This is a genomic window from Methylocella tundrae, from assembly GCF_901905185.1.
Classification (GTDB): domain Bacteria; phylum Pseudomonadota; class Alphaproteobacteria; order Rhizobiales; family Beijerinckiaceae; genus Methylocapsa; species Methylocapsa tundrae.
This window is the reverse complement of sequence record NZ_CABFMQ020000088.1, coordinates 30,457-49,324: the sequence shown is the minus strand read 5'-3', so window position 1 is coordinate 49,324 and position 18,868 is coordinate 30,457. Positions and strand designations below refer to the sequence as shown.

Below are 18,868 nucleotides of genomic sequence, written 5' to 3'. Positions count from 1 at the left end.
CGCTCGACCAGTTGCTCCATCCGACGATTGACCCAAAGGCCGAGCGCAAAATCGTCGCGACCGGCCTGCCGGCTTCGCCGGGCGCTGCGAGCGGCGAGATCGTCTTCAGTTCCGAGGACGCCGAGACAGCCAAGGCGGCGGGCAAAGCCGTGATCCTCGTGCGCATCGAGACGAGCCCGGACGACATCCACGGCATGAATGTCGCCGAGGGCATTCTGACGACGCGCGGCGGCATGACCTCCCATGCGGCCGTGGTGGCGCGCGGCATGGGCAAGCCCTGCGTATCCGGCGCCGGAACAATCCGCATCGATTACAAGACCGAGAAGATGACGGCCGGCGGCGTCGAGTTCTCGAAAGGCGACATCATCACGATCGACGGCGCGGCGGGCCAGGTGCTCCAGGGCGAAATCGCCATGCAGAAACCCGAGCTCTCCGGCGAATTTCAGGCGCTGATGGGCTGGGCCGACGCGATCCGCCGGATGGCCGTGCGCGCCAACGCAGAGACGCCGCAGGACGCCCGGATTGCGCGCCAGTTCGGCGCCGAAGGCATCGGGCTCTGCCGGACGGAGCATATGTTCTTCGAGGGCGACCGCATCATCGCGGTGCGCGAGATGATCCTCGCCGATGATGAGGCCGGACGGCGCAAGGCTTTGGCCAAGCTTTTGCCCATGCAGCGCAGCGATTTCGCCGAGCTGTTCGAGATCATGTCCGGCCTGCCGGTGACGATCCGCCTGCTCGATCCGCCGCTGCATGAGTTTCTGCCGCAATCGGACGAAGAGATCGCAGAGGTCGCCGCGTCAATGGGCGTCTCAGCCGACGCCCTCAAGCGCCGGGCCGCCGAATTGCATGAATTCAATCCGATGCTCGGCTTTCGCGGCTGCCGGCTGGCGATCGCCTTCCCCGAGATCGCCGAAATGCAGGCGCGCGCGATCTTCGAGGGCGCTATCGCCGCCGGAAAGCAGACCGGCAGAGTCGTGACGCCCGAGATCATGGTCCCGCTCGTTATCGCCAAGGCCGAATTTGATCTGGTGCGGGCGACGATCGACCAAATGGCGCAGACGGTGGCGAAAGAGACGGGGGAAACCATCCCCTACCATGTCGGCACGATGATCGAGCTGCCCCGCGCGTGCCTGCGCGCCGCCGAAATCGCCGAGACGGCGGAGTTCTTCTCCTTCGGCACCAATGACCTCACCCAGACGGGCCTTGGCATCTCGCGCGACGACGCCGCCTCATTCCTTGGGCGCTACACGGCGAAAGGCATCCTGCCGGCTGATCCCTTCGTCACGATCGATCAGGACGGCGTCGGCGAACTCGTCGAAATAGCCGCCGAGCGCGGACGCAAAACCCGGCCCGACATCAAGCTCGGCATCTGCGGCGAACATGGCGGCGATCCGCATTCGATCGCCTTCTGCGAGAAAATCGGCCTCAGCTATGTGTCCTGCTCACCCTTCCGCGTGCCGATCGCAAGATTGGCCGCGGCGCAGGCGGCGCTGGCCAAAAAGGGCGATTGATCGGGCTCGAACGGCGCGACGGCTGTCGCCGACGCCCTTACGCGGGAGGGGAGCGCAATTCGACGGCGTCGCGCCTCGGAGGCGCGCCGAACATGCGCGCATATTCCCGGCTGAATTGCGAGGCGCTCTCATAGCCGACCCGATAGGCGGCGCTCGTCGCATTGGCGGCTTCCGCCAGCATGAGGCGGCGGGCTTCGAGCAGCCTTAACTGTTTTTGATATTGCAGCGGCGTCAGCGAGGTCATCGCCTTGAAATGGTGGTGGAAAGACGACGGGCTCATATGGGCGACGGCGGCAAGGCGCTCGATGCGCACCGGGCTTGCGAATTCTTTCCGCATGACATGGATTGCCCTGGCGATGCGTTGGGTATGGCTATCGGGCAGCGTCAGGCGCCGGATCGCCGCCCCGTCAGGGCCGGTCAGCAGCCAATAATACAATTCCCGCATGATCGAGGGATAGAGCGCCGGGATGGCGTGCGGCGTCTTCAGCAGGCGCATCAATCGCAATGCGCAGTCGATCAGCGGCGGCCCGAAGTCGCCGACGAAGACGCCAAGGCTTCGGTCAGTTGCGGCGATTGGATCTGCCGGCTCGGCGAACTGCTCCATGACCTCGCGCATGAGATTGACGTCGATCTCGATGACCATCGCAAGGAAAGGTTTGCCCGGGGCCGCGTGCGTCACCCTTCCGAGAATGGGCAAATCCAGGCTGACCACCAGATATTGCAGCTCGCCATAGTCAAAAACCTCATCGCCGAGCATGACCTGCTTGGCGCCCTGCACGTTAATGCATAACGCCGGCTTATAGAGCGCGTGCCGAGGCGAAGTCGGCCGATCGGATCGCATCAGCATCAGCGCTTCGACGCCAGTTGCGTAAAACGCGCCGCTGCTCGCACGCGTGTCGGTATAGGCGAGAACGGCGTCTCTCAAGGCTGACGACATGCGAAATCTCCGCGGACGATCCAACATAGCGCTTGCCGCGCTGCGACGCCAAGGGCGGCTGGAGGATTAGGCAAATAATTCGAATATCCGGGCATTCAGCAGGGACAGTCGGCGCGGTAGCTTCCGCCTCACACGAGCTCACGGAGAAAAGCCAATGCCGACCATCGAACATGACGCCCGCCACAACAGAGTAGCGCTCGTGACCGGCGCCAGCCGCGGCCTTGGCCGCAACACCGCGCTGAGCCTCGCCAGCAAAGGCGTCGACGTCATCATCACCTATCACTCCAACCGGGATGAGGCGAAGTCCGCCGTTTCGGCGATCGAGGCCTTCGGCCAAAAGGCCGCCGCCTTGCAGCTCGACACCGGCGACAGCGCGTCTTTCGACGGCTTTGCCGCGCAGCTGGCGAAGACACTGAAGGAAAGCTTCGGCGTCGAAAGGTTCGATTATCTCGTTAATAACGCGGGAATCGGCGTCCATGCCGCCTTCGCGCAGACGACGGAGGCTGATTTCGACAGGCTGATCAACGTCAATCTCAAGGGCGTGTTTTTCCTGACGCAGAAGCTGCTGCCGCTCATCGCCGATGGCGGGCGCATCGTGAATCTTTCCTCGGGCCTTGCCCGCTTCACCCTGCCCGGCCGCTCGGCCTATGCCGCGACAAAGGGCGCCATCGAAGTGCTGACCCGCTATCTGGCAAAGGAGCTCGGCCCGCGCGGCATTGCCGTCAACACGGTTGCGCCGGGCGCGATCGAGACCGACTTTAGCGGCGGCTTGGTGCGCGACAACCCCGAGGCCAATCGAAGCGTCGCCTCGCAGACGGCGCTCGGACGGGCCGGCTTGCCGGACGACATCGGGCCGATGATCGCCTCGCTGCTGTCCGATGATAACCGCTGGGTGAACGGGCAGCGCATCGAGGCGTCCGGCGGCGCCTATCTCTGATGCCGGAGACTTGGGAGGGAATCGTCATGTCGCGGCTGTCGAGGCCCGGATCATGGCCGGCTCGACGCTGACGCCCTCATCAAAAACGATCGGCGATGGAAGCCTAAGCCGCCTTGGAAAAAAAACGGATGCTCTCGAGCGGAATGCGTTCAAGCGGAATCGCATTTCGCTCTCTAAGCCTTTGTTTCACCGCATGATGTGGGCCCGAAAAGTCTGCAACTTTTCGGCGTCATGCTCTAATGGGTCGCGGCGGTGACGCTGCTCGGCTCGACCGAAAACTCCACCGCCTCGATGAGTGCTTCGCCGGCGAGCGTCATCAGCTCGACGCGCAGCGGGACGACGACATGGGCGCCCTCGACCGGGGCCAGCCAGACCTGGATCTGCCGGTTCTCCGCCATGAAACGGGTCGAACGCGAATCCCGCTTGTGGCCCGCGATCGGCGTATAGCGCGCGGCGCAGACCGAGACCGGGCCTGAATAGCCGGGGATCGAAACGGTGCGCGTGCCTGTATACATCAGCGTGATGTCGAAGCGCACGAAGCCGTCGTAAACGGGGATGCGGCGATTGCACGCGGATGGGCCGACGAGCGGCTGGCCGTTCGGCACCGCCATGATGAAGGCGCTGGTCGGGTCGAGAACATTGCGCCTATGGCTTTCCGTGACGGGAACGCGGCCGTCCCTGTCCTCCCAGGGCGGGGAAATATCGACAGCCTTGACGTTGCCGCCGACGAGCGCCATGCGGACGGTGCGGGTTTCCTGCGAATTGCCGGACGTCGTTGCATAGGTCGCGGGCGCGAGTGAGCCGCTCCGCATCGAGCCGGTCGAGGTCAGGGCCATTCTGACGTCGGCGACCAGCGCCGCGACGCCAGTTAATTTTGCATTGAAATCAATGCGGTATTTATTGGAGTCCAGCGACCCGACGGCGGCGGCGTCGCCAATATGCAGTCCGACCAAACTCACGGCGTAGCGCGCGCGCACGATCTCCGCGCGGGCGGGAGCGAAGCCAAGCTGCAAACCAAGGCCAAGAGCAAATGCGAGGCCGACAAGGCGAATCAAGGGCGATCTCCTCGGCGCGCGATGAATGCAGTTCGAATCAACGCGGCCGCCCAACGTGTTTGTCCGACGTCTTTGTAACGCAAAATCTTGTCCGAAATGTCGGCAAATTTTTAGCAAATCCATCAAGGTTTCCGCGCCGGTTCCGGCTCGCCAGCAGGGCGGCGCGGCCAAACCGTGTCGAAGCGCCCCATCCATATTGGCGGCGCGCGGCTTTCCTTTATAGTCTTTTCGGTTCTTGTGCGAACCCGGCTCGAGCGTTATCAGCGATCATGCGCCATAAATTGAGAAACAAAGCCGTCCGCGCGGGGCCGCCCCTGCGGTCTCTTCTTCTTGGCCTCGCCAGCTGGGGACTCGCGTTATCGGCCTCGCCTCTTTGCGCGCTGACCCTCGACAGTCCTCAGGCCGTCCTCGGCCAATGGGAACTGTCGCTCGAAGGCAGCAACAAGACCTGCCGCCTGACTTTGCGGGGCGAGCAGATACATGGCGGCTTTTACATCGGCATGCCCGCCGGATGCCGGCGCGCCTTGCCGGTCCTGTCGAATATCGTCGCCTGGGGTTTGCCGGACAGCGCGCATCTCGACCTCGCGGATGTCAATGGCGCTCCTCTGCTCTATTTTACGATGGAGAATGACGCCCTTGTCGCGACGGGGACGCAGGGCGAAACCTATCGGCTGACCTTCGTTGTGAGCGCCCCGGGGCATGCCGCCGCTGCGCCAGACGCGTTGCGCCTCGACGCGGCGCCGCCCGCGGCCGCTCCGGTCAAAGCCGCCCCGCTTCGTTCCGCGGACGTGCCGGGGCGTTACGCCGTCCTGCGCGAGGGCGGGCGTGACACCGGCTGCATGGTGACCCTCGACGTCGGCGGCAAAGCCTTTTTGTCTCCGGCCTGCCGCGATCAAGGCATTGTGATCTTCGATCCGATGGGCTGGCGCCTCGCGGGCGGACGGCTCGTGCTGAGGGCGCGCAAGGGACACACGGCTCAGCTCGACCTGCAGCCGGACGGCAGCTGGCTCAAAGACCCCAAAGACGCCAAAAGCCTCGCCCTGAAAAAGCTTTAGGGCAGGGTTTTTGCAGGCGGACGGCTGATCCGGCGCTACATCGCCGCACGTCTTCGCGCCTCGACGAGCCCCGCGGTCGAGGAATCGAGGCCTTCCGTCGAAAGGCCGGAGTCCGAGACGATGGGGCCGAGTTTGAGCGCCAGTTCCTTGCCTAGTTCGACTCCCCATTGATCGAAGGAGTTGATGTCCCAGATGACGCCCTGCACAAACACCTTGTGCTCATAGAGCGCGATCAGCCGGCCGAGCGTGCGCGGCGTCAGTTGCCTGTAGAGAAACGTGCTCGACGGCCTGTCGCCCTGAAACACTTTGTGCGGGGCGAGAGCCTTGATCGCGTCAGGGCTCAGCTTTTGTGATTCGAGCAGCGAAACGACCTCCGCGAGCGAGCGGCCCTGCATCAGCGCCTGGCTCTGCGCGAGGCAGTTCGCGAACAGGATTTCGTGATGCTTTGCGTCGGCCGCGATCGGCTCGGCGGCGACGAGAAAATCGATCGGCACGATTTCCGTGCCCTGATGCAGCAGCTGAAAAAAAGCGTGCTGGCCATTGGTGCCGGGCTCGCCCCAGATGACGGGGGCGGTGGCGCGCGTGACGGCGGCGCCCGAAAGATCGACCGACTTGCCGTTCGATTCCATGTCGAGCTGTTGCAGATAGGCGGAAAAGCGCGCCATCCGTTGATCGTAGGGGATTACGGCATGGGTCGCAAACCCAAACACATTGCGATACCAGACGCCGAGCAGCGCCATCAGCACGGGAATGTTGCGATCGAGCGGCGCCTCCATGAAGTGCCGGTCGATATCCTCGCCGCCGCGCAGAAAATCCTCGAAATTATCGCGGCCGATGCCGATCGCCAGCGAAAGCGCGATTGCAGACCAGACCGAATAGCGCCCGCCGACCCAATCCCAGAAGCCGAACACGCGATCGCTTGCGATGCCGAAGGCGGCGATCTTTTCGAGCTGCGTCGAGACGGCGCAGAAATGATAGCCGATCGCCGCCTCTCCAAGCTTTTCCGCGACATATTTGCGCGCGGTCGCGGCGTTGGTCATCGTCTCCAGCGTCGTGAACGTCTTGGAGCAGATGATGAAAAGCGTCGTCTCGACGGGGACGCGCCGCATCGTATCGGCGAAATCCGCGCCGTCGACATTGGCGACGAAATGCAGGCTGAGGTGATCGGCGATGAAAGGCGAGAGCGCGCGCGCCGCCATGGCGGGGCCAAGGTCCGAGCCGCCGATGCCGAAGTTGACGATGTCGGTAAAGCGTTCGCCATTGGCCGCCCTGATCTCGCCATTGCGCACCCGCTCGGCGAAGGCTTCCATCTTGCGCCGCTCGGCGATGACCTGCGGCATGACGTCAACGCCAGCGGCCCGCATCGGCGCGCCGCCGAGATTGCGCAAAGCCATGTGCAGGGCCGCGCGATGTTCAGTGCCATTGACGGGATCGCCATTGAACAGGGCGGCGCGCCGCGCCTCGACTTTGGCGGCGCGCGCGAGGTCGAGCAGCAGCCCTCGCGTCTCATCTGTGACGCGGTGTTTCGAGAAATCAAACAGGAGATCGTCGAAGGCGATAGAAAAGCGCGCGAATCGCTGCGGATCGGCGGCGAATAAATCCGGGATCCTGCTCCCGCTGATCTGCCGCTTGTGCGCTTCCAGCGCGGCGAAAGCTTGCGCGACTTCACTGCTGGCCATGGGCGAACCTCGCTGACGACGACGGCGCGTTATGTAACGCATTCAGCGCGCCAAGACAAAGCCGCCGCTCGCGCCGGAGCATGACCTCAAAGAGTCGCGGAGTTTTGGAACAAGGCGATGCGGGGAAACGGAGCGCCATGCTGCAAAAGCAGATCCGCCGGACCCTTCGGCCCGGCGGATGATTTTTGAAAACGCGGCGTGAGCGCTTCCGCGATCTTACGGATTGTAGGCGCGTTCGCCGTGCGAGGTGATGTCGAGACCTTCTAGTTCGGCGTCTTTCTTGACCCGGAGCCCGATCACGAGATCGACGAGCTTGTAGAGGATGAACGAGCCGACGCCCGACCAGAGCAAAGTGAAGCCCACCGCCTTCAGCTGGATGATCAGCTGCGCCACCATGTCGTAATCGCCGGGCGAACCCGTGCCGGGCACTTTGATGTAGTCGGTGAGGCCGACGCCGCCGAGAGCCGGGGCCACCAGAATGCCGGTCGAGATCGCGCCGACGATGCCGCCGACGCAATGGACGCCGAAGACATCGAGCGAGTCGTCATAGCCGAACCACTTCTTCACATAATCGACAAAGAAGAAGCAGATGGCGCCGACGGCGAGGCCGAGGACGATCGATCCCATCGGGCCTGCGTATCCAGACGCCGGGGTCACGGCGACGAGGCCGGCGACGGCGCCGGAGATCATGCCGAGCAGCGACGGCTTGCCTTTAAGCGCCCACTCGACGAGCATCCACGACAGCGTCGCGGCCGAGGTGGCGACAAAGGTGTTGACGAAGGCGAGCGCCGTCGTGCCGTTCGACTCGAGGTTCGAGCCCGCGTTGAAGCCGAACCAGCCGACCCACAGAAGGGAGGCGCCGATCATCGACATGGTGACCGAGTGGGGCGGGCCGACTTCGCGCGGGAAGCCGATGCGCTTGCCCATCACGAGACAGCCGACGAAGCCGGCGATGCCCGCATTGATGTGCACGACGGTGCCGCCCGCGAAATCAAGCGCGCCGAGCTGGAAGAAATATCCGGCGTTGGCCTGCACCGCCTCGAGCGCGGATTGCGCGGCGGCCTTAGAGGCGTCGTCCTTCGCCGCTGCGAGGGCTTTGGCGGCGTCGCCGAGGGCGTCCGGGCCGGCCCAATACCAGACCGCGTGCGCGATCGGGAAATAGATGAAGGTCACCCAGAGGGCGATGAACACGATCAACGCGGAAAATTTGATGCGCTCGGCGAAAGAGCCGATGATCAAGGCCGGGGTGATGCAGGCGAAGGTCATCTGAAACGCCATATAGACATATTCAGGAATGACGACGCCGTTGGAGAAGGTCGCGACGGTCGACGACGGATCGACCCCTTTCAGGAACGCTCTGCTGAAGCCGCCGATGAATGCGTTCCAATCCGTGCCGAGGATTGGGAACGCGGCATGCGATCCTTCGGTGAAGGCCAGCGAATAGCCGTAGACGACCCAGATGATCGACACGAGCGCGACGATCGCGAACACTTGCGAGAGCACCGCCGCCATATTTTTGGAGCGCACCAGGCCGCCGTAGAAAAGCGCAAGGCCGGGGATCGACATCATCAGAACGAGGGCTGTGGAAACGAGCATCCAGGCCGTGTCGCCCTTGTTCGGAACCAGCGCCGGGGCGGCAGCCGCCGCCGCGGGCGCGGCGTCCTGCGCGAAAGCAAGGCCCGCCGCGGCGCACGCGATGAGCAGCCCGAGGCCTATCGATCGGGCCCGTATCGGTGGAGGAAACGCAAATTTCATTATGTACTCCTGCGAGTCTTGAAAAGAAGGGTCAAAGAGCGTCGAGGTCGCGTTCGCCGGTGCGGATGCGAACGGCCTGGTCGAGCCCGCTGACGAAGATTTTGCCGTCTCCGATTTGGCCGGTTCGCGCTGCTGCGCCGATCGCCTCGATCGTCGCGTTGACGAGATCTGGCGGGATCGCGACTTCGACTTTCAGTTTGGGCAAGAAACTGACCGCGTATTCCGCCCCACGATAGATTTCCGTGTGGCCTTTCTGGCGTCCGTAGCCTTTGACCTCAGTCACTGTCATCCCGTGCACGCCGAGGTTTGTCAGCGCGTCACGGACCTCGTCCAACTTGAACGGCTTTATGATCGCAACAACCATTTTCATGTGGATTTTCCTGTTTGCGTCTACCTGAGAGCCGTAGATTTGTCCGTGAGTCGGCCCGCCGCTAAACAGCAGGGCGCGTCAGACGCGCCCATGCTTGCGTGGTGCTTAGCAAGCGTTGGGCCTCCCGACAGCCGGCCTTGCATTTTTTGCGCGAAAAGCTGCGATTTGTCATGTTTCAGCTGGCCGCCGTGGCGGCGATTGCTCGTCACGGGGGCCTAGCGATGGGATGGGGCGCCAAATTTTCAAGGGGTTTCGAAGCGGACGACGCTGGATTTGAGAATTCTCGCATTCCAATCAGGCATAACGCCTAATAATTAGGCAGGCATCGGCTCATGCGTGGGAAAGACCGCCGGATCGAAAATTTCTCGGATTTTCACGAGTTTTGATCTGGAATGACGCATCCCGCCGCCACGGACGCGCCCGCCCGGGCCGTTTTGGCGGAAATGGCGCAAAATCCCGAGTAAACACCGCGGCCGACCTCAGCCGTCGGAGCGCCGGCGACGGATCAAGCCTTCTTGCATGACGGAAGCGACCAGCTGGCCTTCGCGGGAGAAAAAAAGTCCGCGCGTCAGCCCCCGGGCGCCGCTCGAATTCGGGCTGTCCTGCGCATAGAGCAGCCATTCGTCGGCGCGAAAGGGCCGGTGAAACCACAAAGCGTGATCGAGGCTCGCCACCTGGAGCCGAGGGTCGAACACATAATATCCGTGACCGATGAGCGCCGTGTCGAGCAGGGTCATGTCGGAGAGATAGGCGAGAACGGCGCGATGAATGGCGGGGTCGTCGGGCAGCGGTCCTGCCGCGCGCAGCCAGACGTCCTGCACAGGGGCGCCGGGCTCGTGCCGCACGTAGCGCGAGGGATCGACGGGACGGGCCTCGATCGCCCGGTCGCTGGCGAACCAGCGATTGATGGGTTCGGGCATGATCGAGCCGAACTTTTCGATCAGTTCCGCTTCGCTCGGAAGCGTTTCCGGCATTGGCGCGTTCGGCATCGCGACCGCGTGTTCAAATCCCTCCTCATCGATCTGGAAGGAGGCCGAGAGGGAAAAAATCGCGCGCCCGTGCTGGATTGCGTTGCAGCGCCGCGTTGTGAAGCTCTTGCCGTCGCGCAGCCGATCGACCTCATAGACGATCGGCGCCTGCGGATCGCCGGCCAACAGGAAATAGCCATGCAACGAATGCGGCGTCCGGCCGGAGACAGTGCGGGACGCGGCGACAAGGGCTTGCGCGACGACGAGCCCGCCAAACACGCGCTGCCAGCCGATCTGCGGGCTGCGGCCGCGAAAAATGTTCTCTTCGATCTTTTCGAGATCGAGCATCGTCAAAAGTTCGGCGACGGCGGTAGGCGCGGACTGCGGCATGGCGGGACCCATTCCAAGTGGACGCCATGACCTGCAGGGTTCAGGCGGACCCGTCAAGTCAGCGGATGGGCACACGTCACCAGACGCGGGGGAGCAACCTGTAACGAACGCGCCGCGCATAGTCCGCATAGCCTTCGAGGCGACGATGAAGCTCGCGGTCTTCGAGGACCGTGCGGAGAATCAGAAGGGCGCCGAGCGCGAGCGCCCCTGCGAGCCCGAACCACGAGCCGAGCAGCAAGGCGGTCGATGCGAAGAAAAGCAGAGCGCCGGCGTAGAGCGGATGCCGGATGACGGCGTAGGGGCCGCTCGATACGACTGTCTGGCCGCGCTCCGTTTGAATGCGCACGACATTCGCCAGGAAGGCGTTGGCGGCGAAGGTCGCGTATGAAATCCAAAAGGAGCCGGCGAGCCCGGCCGCGCCGATCCATTGCAGCCAGACCGGCATGATGGACCAGCCAAACCGCGCCGCGTCGAGACCCATCAGGATCAGCCACGCGATGAAAAGCACGATGAAACTCGCCATGATGATCTTGTCCCAGAGCGGTTGGCCGCTCTGGATCGGGGGCCGCAGGCGCTCTTCAAGAAGAGCTGGATCATCGCGGGCGAGCATGCGCGTGATCAGCGCCGCGCCTGCAAAGAGGATAATCAGGAAAGCCCAGGCTGCGGGCCAGGCGAAGGTTCCCGCGGCCCCGAACAGGAGCGCCGCGAGAATCAAAAATTCCGCGGCGACCGCGATACAGACTTTCTTCATCGAACGACCGGCGCGCGCCGGCTCCCGCGTTGAGACCGGGATCAAAGTCTATTGCAAATCCTTCGAGACGTCCTCGACCGGTTGTTTCGATTCCATCGTGATGGTTTTGATCTTGCCGCCCGCGGCGGCAATCGCCGTGGCGAGATCGACGCTGCGGATCGACTGGTCGGCAAAAGTCCTGAAATACCATTTGAGGTTCTTGAGGTCGGCGACGCTGGTCCAGAGCGTATATTCCGGCAGGACGCTATTCCCGTTTTTTTCGCGGACGGAGCCGACGGGAATGTCAAAGGCGTTGAGGAGATGAAAGGCCTGGAGCACCGCGTCTGGTCCGGTGGCCGATTGCGGAGCCGACTTCGAAAACACCACCGCGCGCACCATCCGCGAGGGGGGCGTATAATCGCCCGGCAGGCCATGAAGCCCCGTGCCTTCGCCGAACTGAGCGAATTTGATGTCGGACAATTCGACCGGTGGGACATTCGTCACGCTGAGATTGATGTAATTGCGCAGATTGGTCATGTGCCAATCGAACGTTGGCGAGTTGGTGAGGACGCCGAGCGGATTGTCGTGGATCACGAGCTTGCCGTCGATCGGCTCGATCACCACGGAATTGCCGTTACGGTCATGGACGACGAAATGGACCGGCGGCGCCTGTTTGATGGCGTCGAGAACCACGGGAAGCAGCGCTACTTTGTCGAAATTGGCCTTGACCTCTTCGACCGACGCGAAATTGCCGAGCAGCCAATTGCCATATTCGAAAGGCGCCATGCCGCGTGCAATCGTCTCGGGGCTGGCCTCGGGATAGGACGCGTAGCCGGGGAAGTAGAACAGGCCGACGTAAAGCCCCTGGTCGTTGATGCCATCGATGATATCCGGCAGGCCGACGGCATTGGCGCCGAGCATGCCATATCTGGTCGTGTAGCTGAGGCCTTTTGCGCCGTCCGGGGTTGATCCGGTGATCTGCGTTCCTTTGGGAATAACGACGACATTCGATTGAAGATCGAAACCGAATTCCAATGTGCGCCCCGGAACGACAGCGCCGTCCGCTGCGACGAGGCGCAGGCCGGTGCACGCAGACGCCGGCGGCGCGAGAGCAATCATCGCCGCCAAGGCGGCGGCAGCCCATCGACGGATCATCATTCCCCCCTTTCCATTCCGGCGCACAAGACGCCGGTTCGCTACGCGCAGACCTTTGCGCCAAGTTGATCTGAATGTCGGCGGGAAAGATAGATGATGATCTGAAACAAATTGGAAATTGTTTTTCGGCATTCGACAATGCCGCGGCGGACAGGCCCCTTCAACCAGAAAGGCCTGGAGCCTTGGCGCATCGAAATAACGCCGCCACCCTGGGCCTTTCCGCCGGTCTCGCGATCGCCGACGGCTCACCGGGACGGGCGGCGGTCAATCCTGTAGCGGACGCGCCTCCTCCGGCAGCATGATCGGGATTCCGTCCCGGATCGGATAGGCGAGCTTCGCCGCCCGTGAAATCAATTCCTGGTTCTGCGCATCATATTCGAGCGTCGTCTTGGTGCGCGGACAGACGAGAATTTCGAGGAGGCGCGGATCAATGCGCGAGGGCTCGGGCGCAGGGGTCGGCTTACTGGTTTTATCGGTCATCAAGGGGCCTTCTACTGCAGGGTCGTCTGAGGGTTCTTACCGCGCGACAGCTCAATTTCGGTGATCGCCACGAGCACATCGGCGCGGCCTTTGAGGTCCTTTGCTTCGAGCAGGGCCTGTTTTTCCTTGGGGCCGAACGGGCTCATCATGGACAGCGCGTTGACGAGCGCCTCATTCGGCGCCTCGTGGATACTGTCCCAGTCGAGCTGGAGATCATTGGTCTCGGCAAAGCTGCGCAAGGTGCGCAGGAGGCCGTCGCGATCAACGAGATCTTCTCCGGCGGAGGGGCTGAAATCAACGGCGAAGGGCGTGAAATCGGCGCGGCACTGGCGATAGGGCGTGACAGCGTCGATCTCTTCGATCACCCTGAACCGCGCTATGCCGGTCAGGGTCAGAAGATATCGTCCATCGCCCGTCTCGGCCAATTGGGTGATGCGTCCTATGCAGCCGACCGGAAACAGTCCGCGCGCGGAGGCGTCGGGGTCCGGCTGGATCATGCCGACCATGCGATGGCTCTTCAGCACATCGTCGACCATCGCGAGGTAGCGCGGCTCATAGATGTTCAGCGGCAACTGCCCGCGCGGCAGAAGCAGGGCCTTGGCGAGCGGAAAGATCGGAAAGGAAACGGGCAACTCGCCGGGGGCATAGGCTTGGTTCATCCCCATGTGCAGATCCTCGACCTCGACAGCCTCTTGCATCTCGAGACATCCCCGCCCGCGGCGCTCGATCGGCCATTATACATTGATCGGAAAGAAAAACTATGCTCCGGCCAGCCTGCGGCGTCAGATCGCGAGAAGGATTCGGGCGATTTCGTCCGGATGGGTGATCATCGCTTCATGGGGAGCGCGAAGCTCGATCCAGCGCCAGCCCGGCCATGAGCGCACAAGCGCGCGCGAGCCCTCGATGGTCGCATAGGACGGCTCGGAGCAATGAACATAGGTGCGCGGAAGGCCATTGCCGACCAGGTTCCGCAGGGTCAGCGCGCTGGTATAGGTTCGCATCGGATGCGGCGTCAGACGCCGCAGAACCCAATCATAATCGGCGCTTCCCGGCCGAAGGCCGATGGATTGAGGCAGCGCCAGCGGCGCGGGGGCGGCAAGGCCGCCGTTGGCGCGCTCCGCGGCCTCGATGCGCGCTTGCGCCTCTGCCGCAGGATAGGTCGAAAAGACGCTTTTGCCGCTTTCGGGCACGATGGCGTCGAGATAGACGAGATGACCTATCGCCTCGGGAATGCGGTCGGCGACGCCGGAGACCGGAACGCCGCCAAAACTATGGCCGACGAGCACGACGTCGCGCAGCTCTTCGCTGACGATCAGCTGAACGAGATCCTCGACGAAAGTTTCGATGTCAATCCGCGGGCCAAGGAGATGGGCGCGATCGCCCATTCCGGTGAAGCTCGGCGCATAAACGCTGTGGCCAAGCGCGCGCAGCGGCTCGGCCACCCGCCGCCAGCACCAGCCGCCATGCCACGACCCATGCGCCAGAATGAAGGTTTTGCGCTCGCCCAGCGATCCGGCTCAGATCAGGAGAAGAGCACGATAGACAGTTTCTTGCGGGCGCCGATCGTCGCCGGCTCAGTCGGGCCCCAGGCCTCGAAGAATTGCAGCAATTGCTTGCGGGCGGCGTCCTCGTTCCAGGCGCGATCGCTCTTGATGATGTCGAGCAGCGCGCCCGCTGCTTCCTCGCGGCGGTCCTGCGCATTCAGCCCTATGGCGTAGTCGAAGCGCGCCTGATGATCGTTCGGATCAATCTCGAGCTTTCGCTTCAGCTCGGCGAGATCGCCGATCGAGCCCGCCTGCTCGGCGAGGTCGAGAGCGGCTTTCGCCGCGATGACGCCGGCGTGCTTCTCGGCGCCGGCCGGCGCCGTGGCCAGAAGCTGTTTCGCCGCCTCCAGATCGCCCGCTTGAATGTAAAGCTTGGCAAGGCCCGCGAGCGCTTCGAAATCGGCCGGGTTTTCGGCCAATAAGGCCGCGTAGACCTCACCCGCGCCAATGGCGTCGCCTTCGGCCAGCAGCGCCTCGGCCTCGGCGATGAGGTCTGCGGCCCCGCCGATCGGACCGACGAGACGCTCGATGAAGCCGCGCACTTCGGATTCCGGCAAGGCGCCGAGGAAGCCGTCGGCGGGCTGGGAGCGTTCGAAGGCGATGACCGCCGGGATGGAGCGAACGCCGAGCCGCCCCGCGATCTCCGGATGTTCGTCGATATTCATCTTGACCAGCTTGACCTTGCCGCCGGCCGCCTGCACGACTTTTTCCAGAATGGGCGCCAGTTGTTTGCAGGGCTCGCACCAGGGCGCCCAGAAATCGACCAGAACCGGCTGGCGCGCGGATTCGGCGAGAACGTCTGCGCCAAATGTCGCCGTCGTCGTGTCCTTGACAAGAGCGCCGCCCGCGGCTCCATTCGGCTTGGCTTGTTCCGCGCCGAGGCCGTATAATCCCGCCATGTCCCGCTCTCCTTCGGCGCCGTTCGCGCTCACTTGATTGGTTTTGCCAAAATGGAGCTTCGGCGGCAAAATCGCAACCCTTGCGCTGGTTGATTGCGATGATCCGAACGCCGCCCATTGAAGCAAAGCGCCCTCGCGGCGGCGCGATTTAACTGCCGAGTCCGTTCCTTGCTGCAAGCTTCCTCTCCGCGCCTTAAGTCCAGCCCCGAAGGAATCGCCGTGCAACCTCTGGACGCCGCCTCAGATGAGGCCGCTCGCCGCCTTGAGCAGCGCCTCGGCAAGATCCACACGCGCCAGCGCATTGGCATCGAGGAGGCTCATGAGGCTCAGGTCTTCGGCCAGGGCCTGAATTTTTTCCATATCGAGAACTGGTATTCGGTGCATGCGATGATGCGCCTCGCTCTGCGCCTGGCGGGCCTTTACGGACGCGGCCAGCGCAATGCGGCGAAGGTCGAATTACGGCGCAACGCGATCGTCTCCGAGCGGCTGCCGCCGGCGTTCGAGGGCTTCACGGTGCTGCATCTCAGCGACCTCCATGTCGAAATGAGCGGCCCGGCGATGGCGCGGGTGGCCGAACTCGTCGCGGACCTTGAATATGACATTTGCGTCATGACGGGGGATTTCCGCGCGGGCACCTGCGGCTCTTTCGCCGCCGCGCTTGAGGGCGTCGCGCCGATCTGCGCCGCTCTCAAAGGGCCGGTCTATGGCGTCCTCGGCAATCATGACACCATCAAAATGACGCCGGGTCTCGAAGACATGGGAGTCGTCATGCTGCTCAACGAATCGGTTCGCATCGATCGGGGCGGCCAGTCGATCCATCTCGCGGGAATTGACGACGCGCATTTCTTCCGCGTCGACAATATCGAAAAAGCGGCGGCCGATATTCCGTTCGACGAATTTTCAATTCTGCTCTCGCATACGCCCGAAATCTACCGCCAGGCGGCGCATGCCGGCTTCAACATGATCTTGTCCGGCCACACCCACGGCGGCCAGATCTGCCTGCCGGGGGCGATCCCGATCACGCTCGATTCGACCCTTCCGCGCGCATTCGGCGCGGGCGCGTGGAAATATCTGGAAATGGCGGGCTATACCTCGGTCGGGGCAGGATCGAGCGTGCTTCCGGTGCGCTTGAACTGTCCGCCCGAGATCACGCTTCACCGACTCCAGCGCGCCACTGATTGACCCTTGGGGGATCGTTAGGGCGGGGTCAGTAAGGGTGCTCGCGGATCTTGAGGCTGAACAGGGCGCGGGAAATCAAGAGTTCACCGATCCAGAACACGAGCGTCGCGAGAAGCACGTCCGACACGGTCAGCCCAAGCGCGCTCATGCAGGCCACCAACGGAAACACGCATTCCGGCCCCTGATCGAGGCCCGGCGCCATGCTGTGCGGCGGCAGTCCGAGACGCCGCTTGATAAAGCTCGACAGAAGGTCGCCAGCCATGGCGGCGGCGCCGGCCAGCGCTCCGACCTGCCAGCTCAATCCGAGCAGCAGCGCCGTCAGCGAGGCCGCGATGAGACTGGCGATGACGCCCCGGATGGTTTTGGCCGAACCGAACAAAGGGCCGCCGTCGGAAAAACGGGCGCCGAAATCCAGCGCAAACGCGCCCCGCTCGCGAAACATCCAATGGGCCAGAACCGGCGCGCCATTTGCGGCGAAGACGAGGATAAGCCCCTGAACGATCGGCAGAAGATGCATGGCGGTTCTTCACCTGCGTGGCCGATCCCGGCGGCCGCGGTCCGGTTTCAAGTGCTAAACGCCAGGGCGGCCCGCTTCGTTCCGCGCTTTACCTTGCGGGGACTTCACACCCAGACGCAAATCATCTGCTTCGTCAGTGATTTGACGCGACGTTCCGGCGCCGCGCGTTACCGCTGCAGCATCAGTTCGAGATTTTGCAGAGCCGCGCCCGAGGCCCCCTTGCCGAGATTGTCGAGCTTCGCCACGAGAATCGCCTGGCGCCGCGCCTCGTTGGCGAAGACGCGCAGCTCAAGATCATTGGCGCCGTTCAGCGACTCCGGCTCGAGTTTGCCGGAAGGGTCAGCCGGCGCGAGGGTGACGAAGCGGGAGCCGGCGTAATGGGCCGAAAGCGCGCCCTCAAGATCGACGCCTTTGGGCTTTTGCGGCAGGTCGTCGAGAAAAAGCGGGATGGAAACGAGCATCCCTTGCGCGAAATTGCCGACTGAAGGCGCGAGGATGGGGCGGCGCGAAAGACCCGCATAATGCTGGATCTCGGGCACATGCTTATGCTCCAGGCCGAGAGCGTAGAGCTCGAAGGCGGGCGCGGCGCCGCTTTCGTAATCGGCGATCATGCTCTTGCCGCCGCCCGAATAGCCGGAGACCGCATTGATGGCGATCGGCCAGTCCGCCGGAATGAGGCCGGCGTCGACGAGCGGACGCAAAAGCGCGATCGCGCCGGTCGCATAGCATCCGGGATTTGCGACGAATTGCGCCTTGGCGATGGCCTCAGTCTGCCCATGAGCGAGTTCGGGAAAGCCATAGGTCCAGCCCTTGGCGACCCGGTGGGCGGTCGAGGCGTCGAGAACGCGCGGCGCCTTTTCGCGCAAAGTCTCGACGAGAGCGACGGTCTCGCGCGCGGCGTCGTCCGGCAGGCACAAAATCACCACGTCGACGGTCGCCAGAAGCTCTTTCTTGGCGGCGGGGTCCTTGCGCTTTTCGGGCGGAAGGCCCGCAATCTCAATGCCCGGCTCATTGGCGAGGCGCGCCTTGATGCCAAGCCCGGTGGTTCCGGCTTCGCCGTCGATAAAGACTTTTCCGCGCATGATCGTCGCCCCGAAAGGTGAAGTTGCGGCCTAAAATCCTCCGATCATGCCGCGCTTTTGTGAAGGCGGATCGGGGAATCGCCATTTGATGACAAAAAAGGCGGCCAGCGGCCGCCTTGATCGTCAACGTCCAACCGTAAATGGTTAACGTTTTGAGAACTGAAAGCTGCGGCGGGCTTTTTTCTTGCCGTATTTCTTGCGCTCCACAACGCGCGAATCGCGGGTGAGAAAGCCCTCTTTTTTCAAGGCGCCGCGCAGGTCAGGCTCGAAAGCGACGAGCGCCTTGGAGAGACCGTGACGCACCGCGCCGGCCTGACCGGAAAGGCCGCCGCCAGCGACGGTAACGGTCAAATCATACTGGTCGACGCGCTTTGCGACGCCAAGCGGCTGCTGCAGGATCATGCGCAGCACGGGGCGGGCGAAGTAAACCTCGATCGGACGGCCATTGACGACGACCTTGCCGGTGCCGGGCTTGATCCAGACGCGGGCGACGGCGTCCTTGCGCTTGCCGGTGGCGTAGGCGCGTCCCTGCGCGTCGAGCTTTTGCACGTAACGCGGCGCTTCCTCAGGCGGGGCGGCGGTGGCGCTCTTCAGATCCTGAAGCGAAGACAGAGTCTCGGCCATA

The 18,868-nt window shown here is 63.3% G+C and carries 19 protein-coding genes; 4 read left to right on the top strand and 15 right to left on the bottom strand.

Features of this window, described 5'->3' with window-relative positions:
• Window positions 1-1,511: putative PEP-binding protein (locus MPC4_RS13840; protein WP_174513024.1), on the top strand; the 1,511-nt coding region annotated here is incomplete at its 5' end.
• Window positions 1,512-1,548: 37 nt separating this feature from the next.
• Here the strand turns inward: MPC4_RS13840 and MPC4_RS13835 are convergent.
• Window positions 1,549-2,448 carry an AraC family transcriptional regulator gene (locus MPC4_RS13835; protein ID WP_134490641.1) on the bottom strand — a complete coding sequence of 300 codons (900 nt, stop codon included), beginning with the start codon at window positions 2,446-2,448 and terminating at the stop codon, window positions 1,549-1,551.
• A gap of 154 nt (window positions 2,449-2,602) precedes the next feature.
• Here MPC4_RS13835 and MPC4_RS13830 point away from each other — a divergent pair, with 154 nt between their 5' ends.
• Window positions 2,603-3,385, top strand: coding sequence for an SDR family NAD(P)-dependent oxidoreductase (locus MPC4_RS13830; protein ID WP_174513023.1), 783 nt, complete (start codon window positions 2,603-2,605; stop codon window positions 3,383-3,385).
• 236 nt (window positions 3,386-3,621) lie between these two features.
• Here the strand turns inward: MPC4_RS13830 and MPC4_RS13825 are convergent, their stop codons facing one another.
• Window positions 3,622-4,440, bottom strand: coding sequence for a DUF3108 domain-containing protein (locus MPC4_RS13825; RefSeq protein WP_244629009.1), 819 nt, complete (start codon window positions 4,438-4,440; stop codon window positions 3,622-3,624).
• Between the two features lie 281 nt (window positions 4,441-4,721).
• On the opposite strand from MPC4_RS13825, the gene MPC4_RS13820 reads away from it, so the two are divergent.
• A complete protein-coding gene (locus MPC4_RS13820; protein ID WP_174513021.1) occupies window positions 4,722-5,495 on the top strand; it encodes an AprI/Inh family metalloprotease inhibitor in 774 nt (257 codons plus the stop codon).
• 35 nt (window positions 5,496-5,530) lie between these two features.
• On the opposite strand, the gene pgi is transcribed toward MPC4_RS13820, so the two are convergent.
• From pgi to MPC4_RS13770, 10 genes are all read right to left on the bottom strand, one after another.
• Window positions 5,531-7,174 carry a glucose-6-phosphate isomerase gene (gene pgi, locus MPC4_RS13815; RefSeq protein WP_174513020.1) on the bottom strand — a complete coding sequence of 548 codons (1,644 nt, stop codon included), beginning with the start codon at window positions 7,172-7,174 and terminating at the stop codon, window positions 5,531-5,533.
• A gap of 216 nt (window positions 7,175-7,390) precedes the next feature.
• A complete protein-coding gene (locus MPC4_RS13810) occupies window positions 7,391-8,929 on the bottom strand; it encodes an ammonium transporter (RefSeq protein WP_174513019.1) in 1,539 nt (512 codons plus the stop codon).
• Between the two features lie 31 nt (window positions 8,930-8,960).
• Window positions 8,961-9,299 (bottom strand): P-II family nitrogen regulator, encoded by a 339-nt coding sequence (locus MPC4_RS13805; protein WP_134490629.1) that lies wholly within the window; start codon window positions 9,297-9,299, stop codon window positions 8,961-8,963.
• A 479-nt stretch (window positions 9,300-9,778) separates the two neighbouring features.
• Complete coding sequence (tesB, locus tag MPC4_RS13800) at window positions 9,779-10,657, bottom strand: acyl-CoA thioesterase II (RefSeq protein WP_174513018.1); 879 nt, start codon at window positions 10,655-10,657, stop codon at window positions 9,779-9,781.
• A gap of 76 nt (window positions 10,658-10,733) precedes the next feature.
• Window positions 10,734-11,408: a methyltransferase family protein gene (locus MPC4_RS13795; protein WP_174513029.1), complete on the bottom strand. Its 675-nt coding sequence runs from the start codon at window positions 11,406-11,408 to the stop codon at window positions 10,734-10,736.
• A gap of 48 nt (window positions 11,409-11,456) precedes the next feature.
• A complete protein-coding gene (locus MPC4_RS13790) occupies window positions 11,457-12,545 on the bottom strand; it encodes a linear amide C-N hydrolase (protein WP_174513017.1) in 1,089 nt (362 codons plus the stop codon).
• A 261-nt stretch (window positions 12,546-12,806) separates the two neighbouring features.
• Window positions 12,807-13,022, bottom strand: a complete 216-nt coding sequence (locus MPC4_RS13785; protein WP_174513016.1) for a Trm112 family protein — start codon at window positions 13,020-13,022, stop codon at window positions 12,807-12,809.
• Between the two features lie 11 nt (window positions 13,023-13,033).
• Window positions 13,034-13,687 (bottom strand): LON peptidase substrate-binding domain-containing protein, encoded by a 654-nt coding sequence (locus tag MPC4_RS13780; RefSeq protein WP_134492583.1) that lies wholly within the window; start codon window positions 13,685-13,687, stop codon window positions 13,034-13,036.
• Window positions 13,688-13,804: 117 nt separating this feature from the next.
• Window positions 13,805-14,509, bottom strand: coding sequence for an alpha/beta fold hydrolase (locus MPC4_RS13775; RefSeq protein WP_280514808.1), 705 nt, complete (start codon window positions 14,507-14,509; stop codon window positions 13,805-13,807).
• A gap of 35 nt (window positions 14,510-14,544) precedes the next feature.
• Window positions 14,545-15,465, bottom strand: coding sequence for a thioredoxin family protein (locus MPC4_RS13770; RefSeq protein ID WP_174513015.1), 921 nt, complete (start codon window positions 15,463-15,465; stop codon window positions 14,545-14,547).
• 219 nt (window positions 15,466-15,684) lie between these two features.
• Here MPC4_RS13770 and MPC4_RS13765 point away from each other — a divergent pair, with 219 nt between their 5' ends.
• Window positions 15,685-16,647, top strand: coding sequence for a metallophosphoesterase (locus tag MPC4_RS13765; protein WP_244629007.1), 963 nt, complete (start codon window positions 15,685-15,687; stop codon window positions 16,645-16,647).
• A 25-nt stretch (window positions 16,648-16,672) separates the two neighbouring features.
• On the opposite strand, the gene MPC4_RS13760 is transcribed toward MPC4_RS13765, so the two are convergent.
• From MPC4_RS13760 to rpsI, 3 genes are all read right to left on the bottom strand, one after another.
• Window positions 16,673-17,161, bottom strand: coding sequence for a CDP-archaeol synthase (locus MPC4_RS13760; protein WP_174513014.1), 489 nt, complete (start codon window positions 17,159-17,161; stop codon window positions 16,673-16,675).
• Window positions 17,162-17,328: 167 nt separating this feature from the next.
• A complete protein-coding gene (gene argC / locus MPC4_RS13755; protein WP_174513013.1) occupies window positions 17,329-18,243 on the bottom strand; it encodes an N-acetyl-gamma-glutamyl-phosphate reductase in 915 nt (304 codons plus the stop codon).
• Between the two features lie 144 nt (window positions 18,244-18,387).
• The gene (gene rpsI / locus MPC4_RS13750) at window positions 18,388-18,867 is read right to left on the bottom strand and encodes a 30S ribosomal protein S9 (RefSeq protein ID WP_174513012.1); all 480 of its coding nucleotides are present in this window, start codon (window positions 18,865-18,867) and stop codon (window positions 18,388-18,390) included.
• Window position 18,868: the final 1 nt, after the last annotated feature.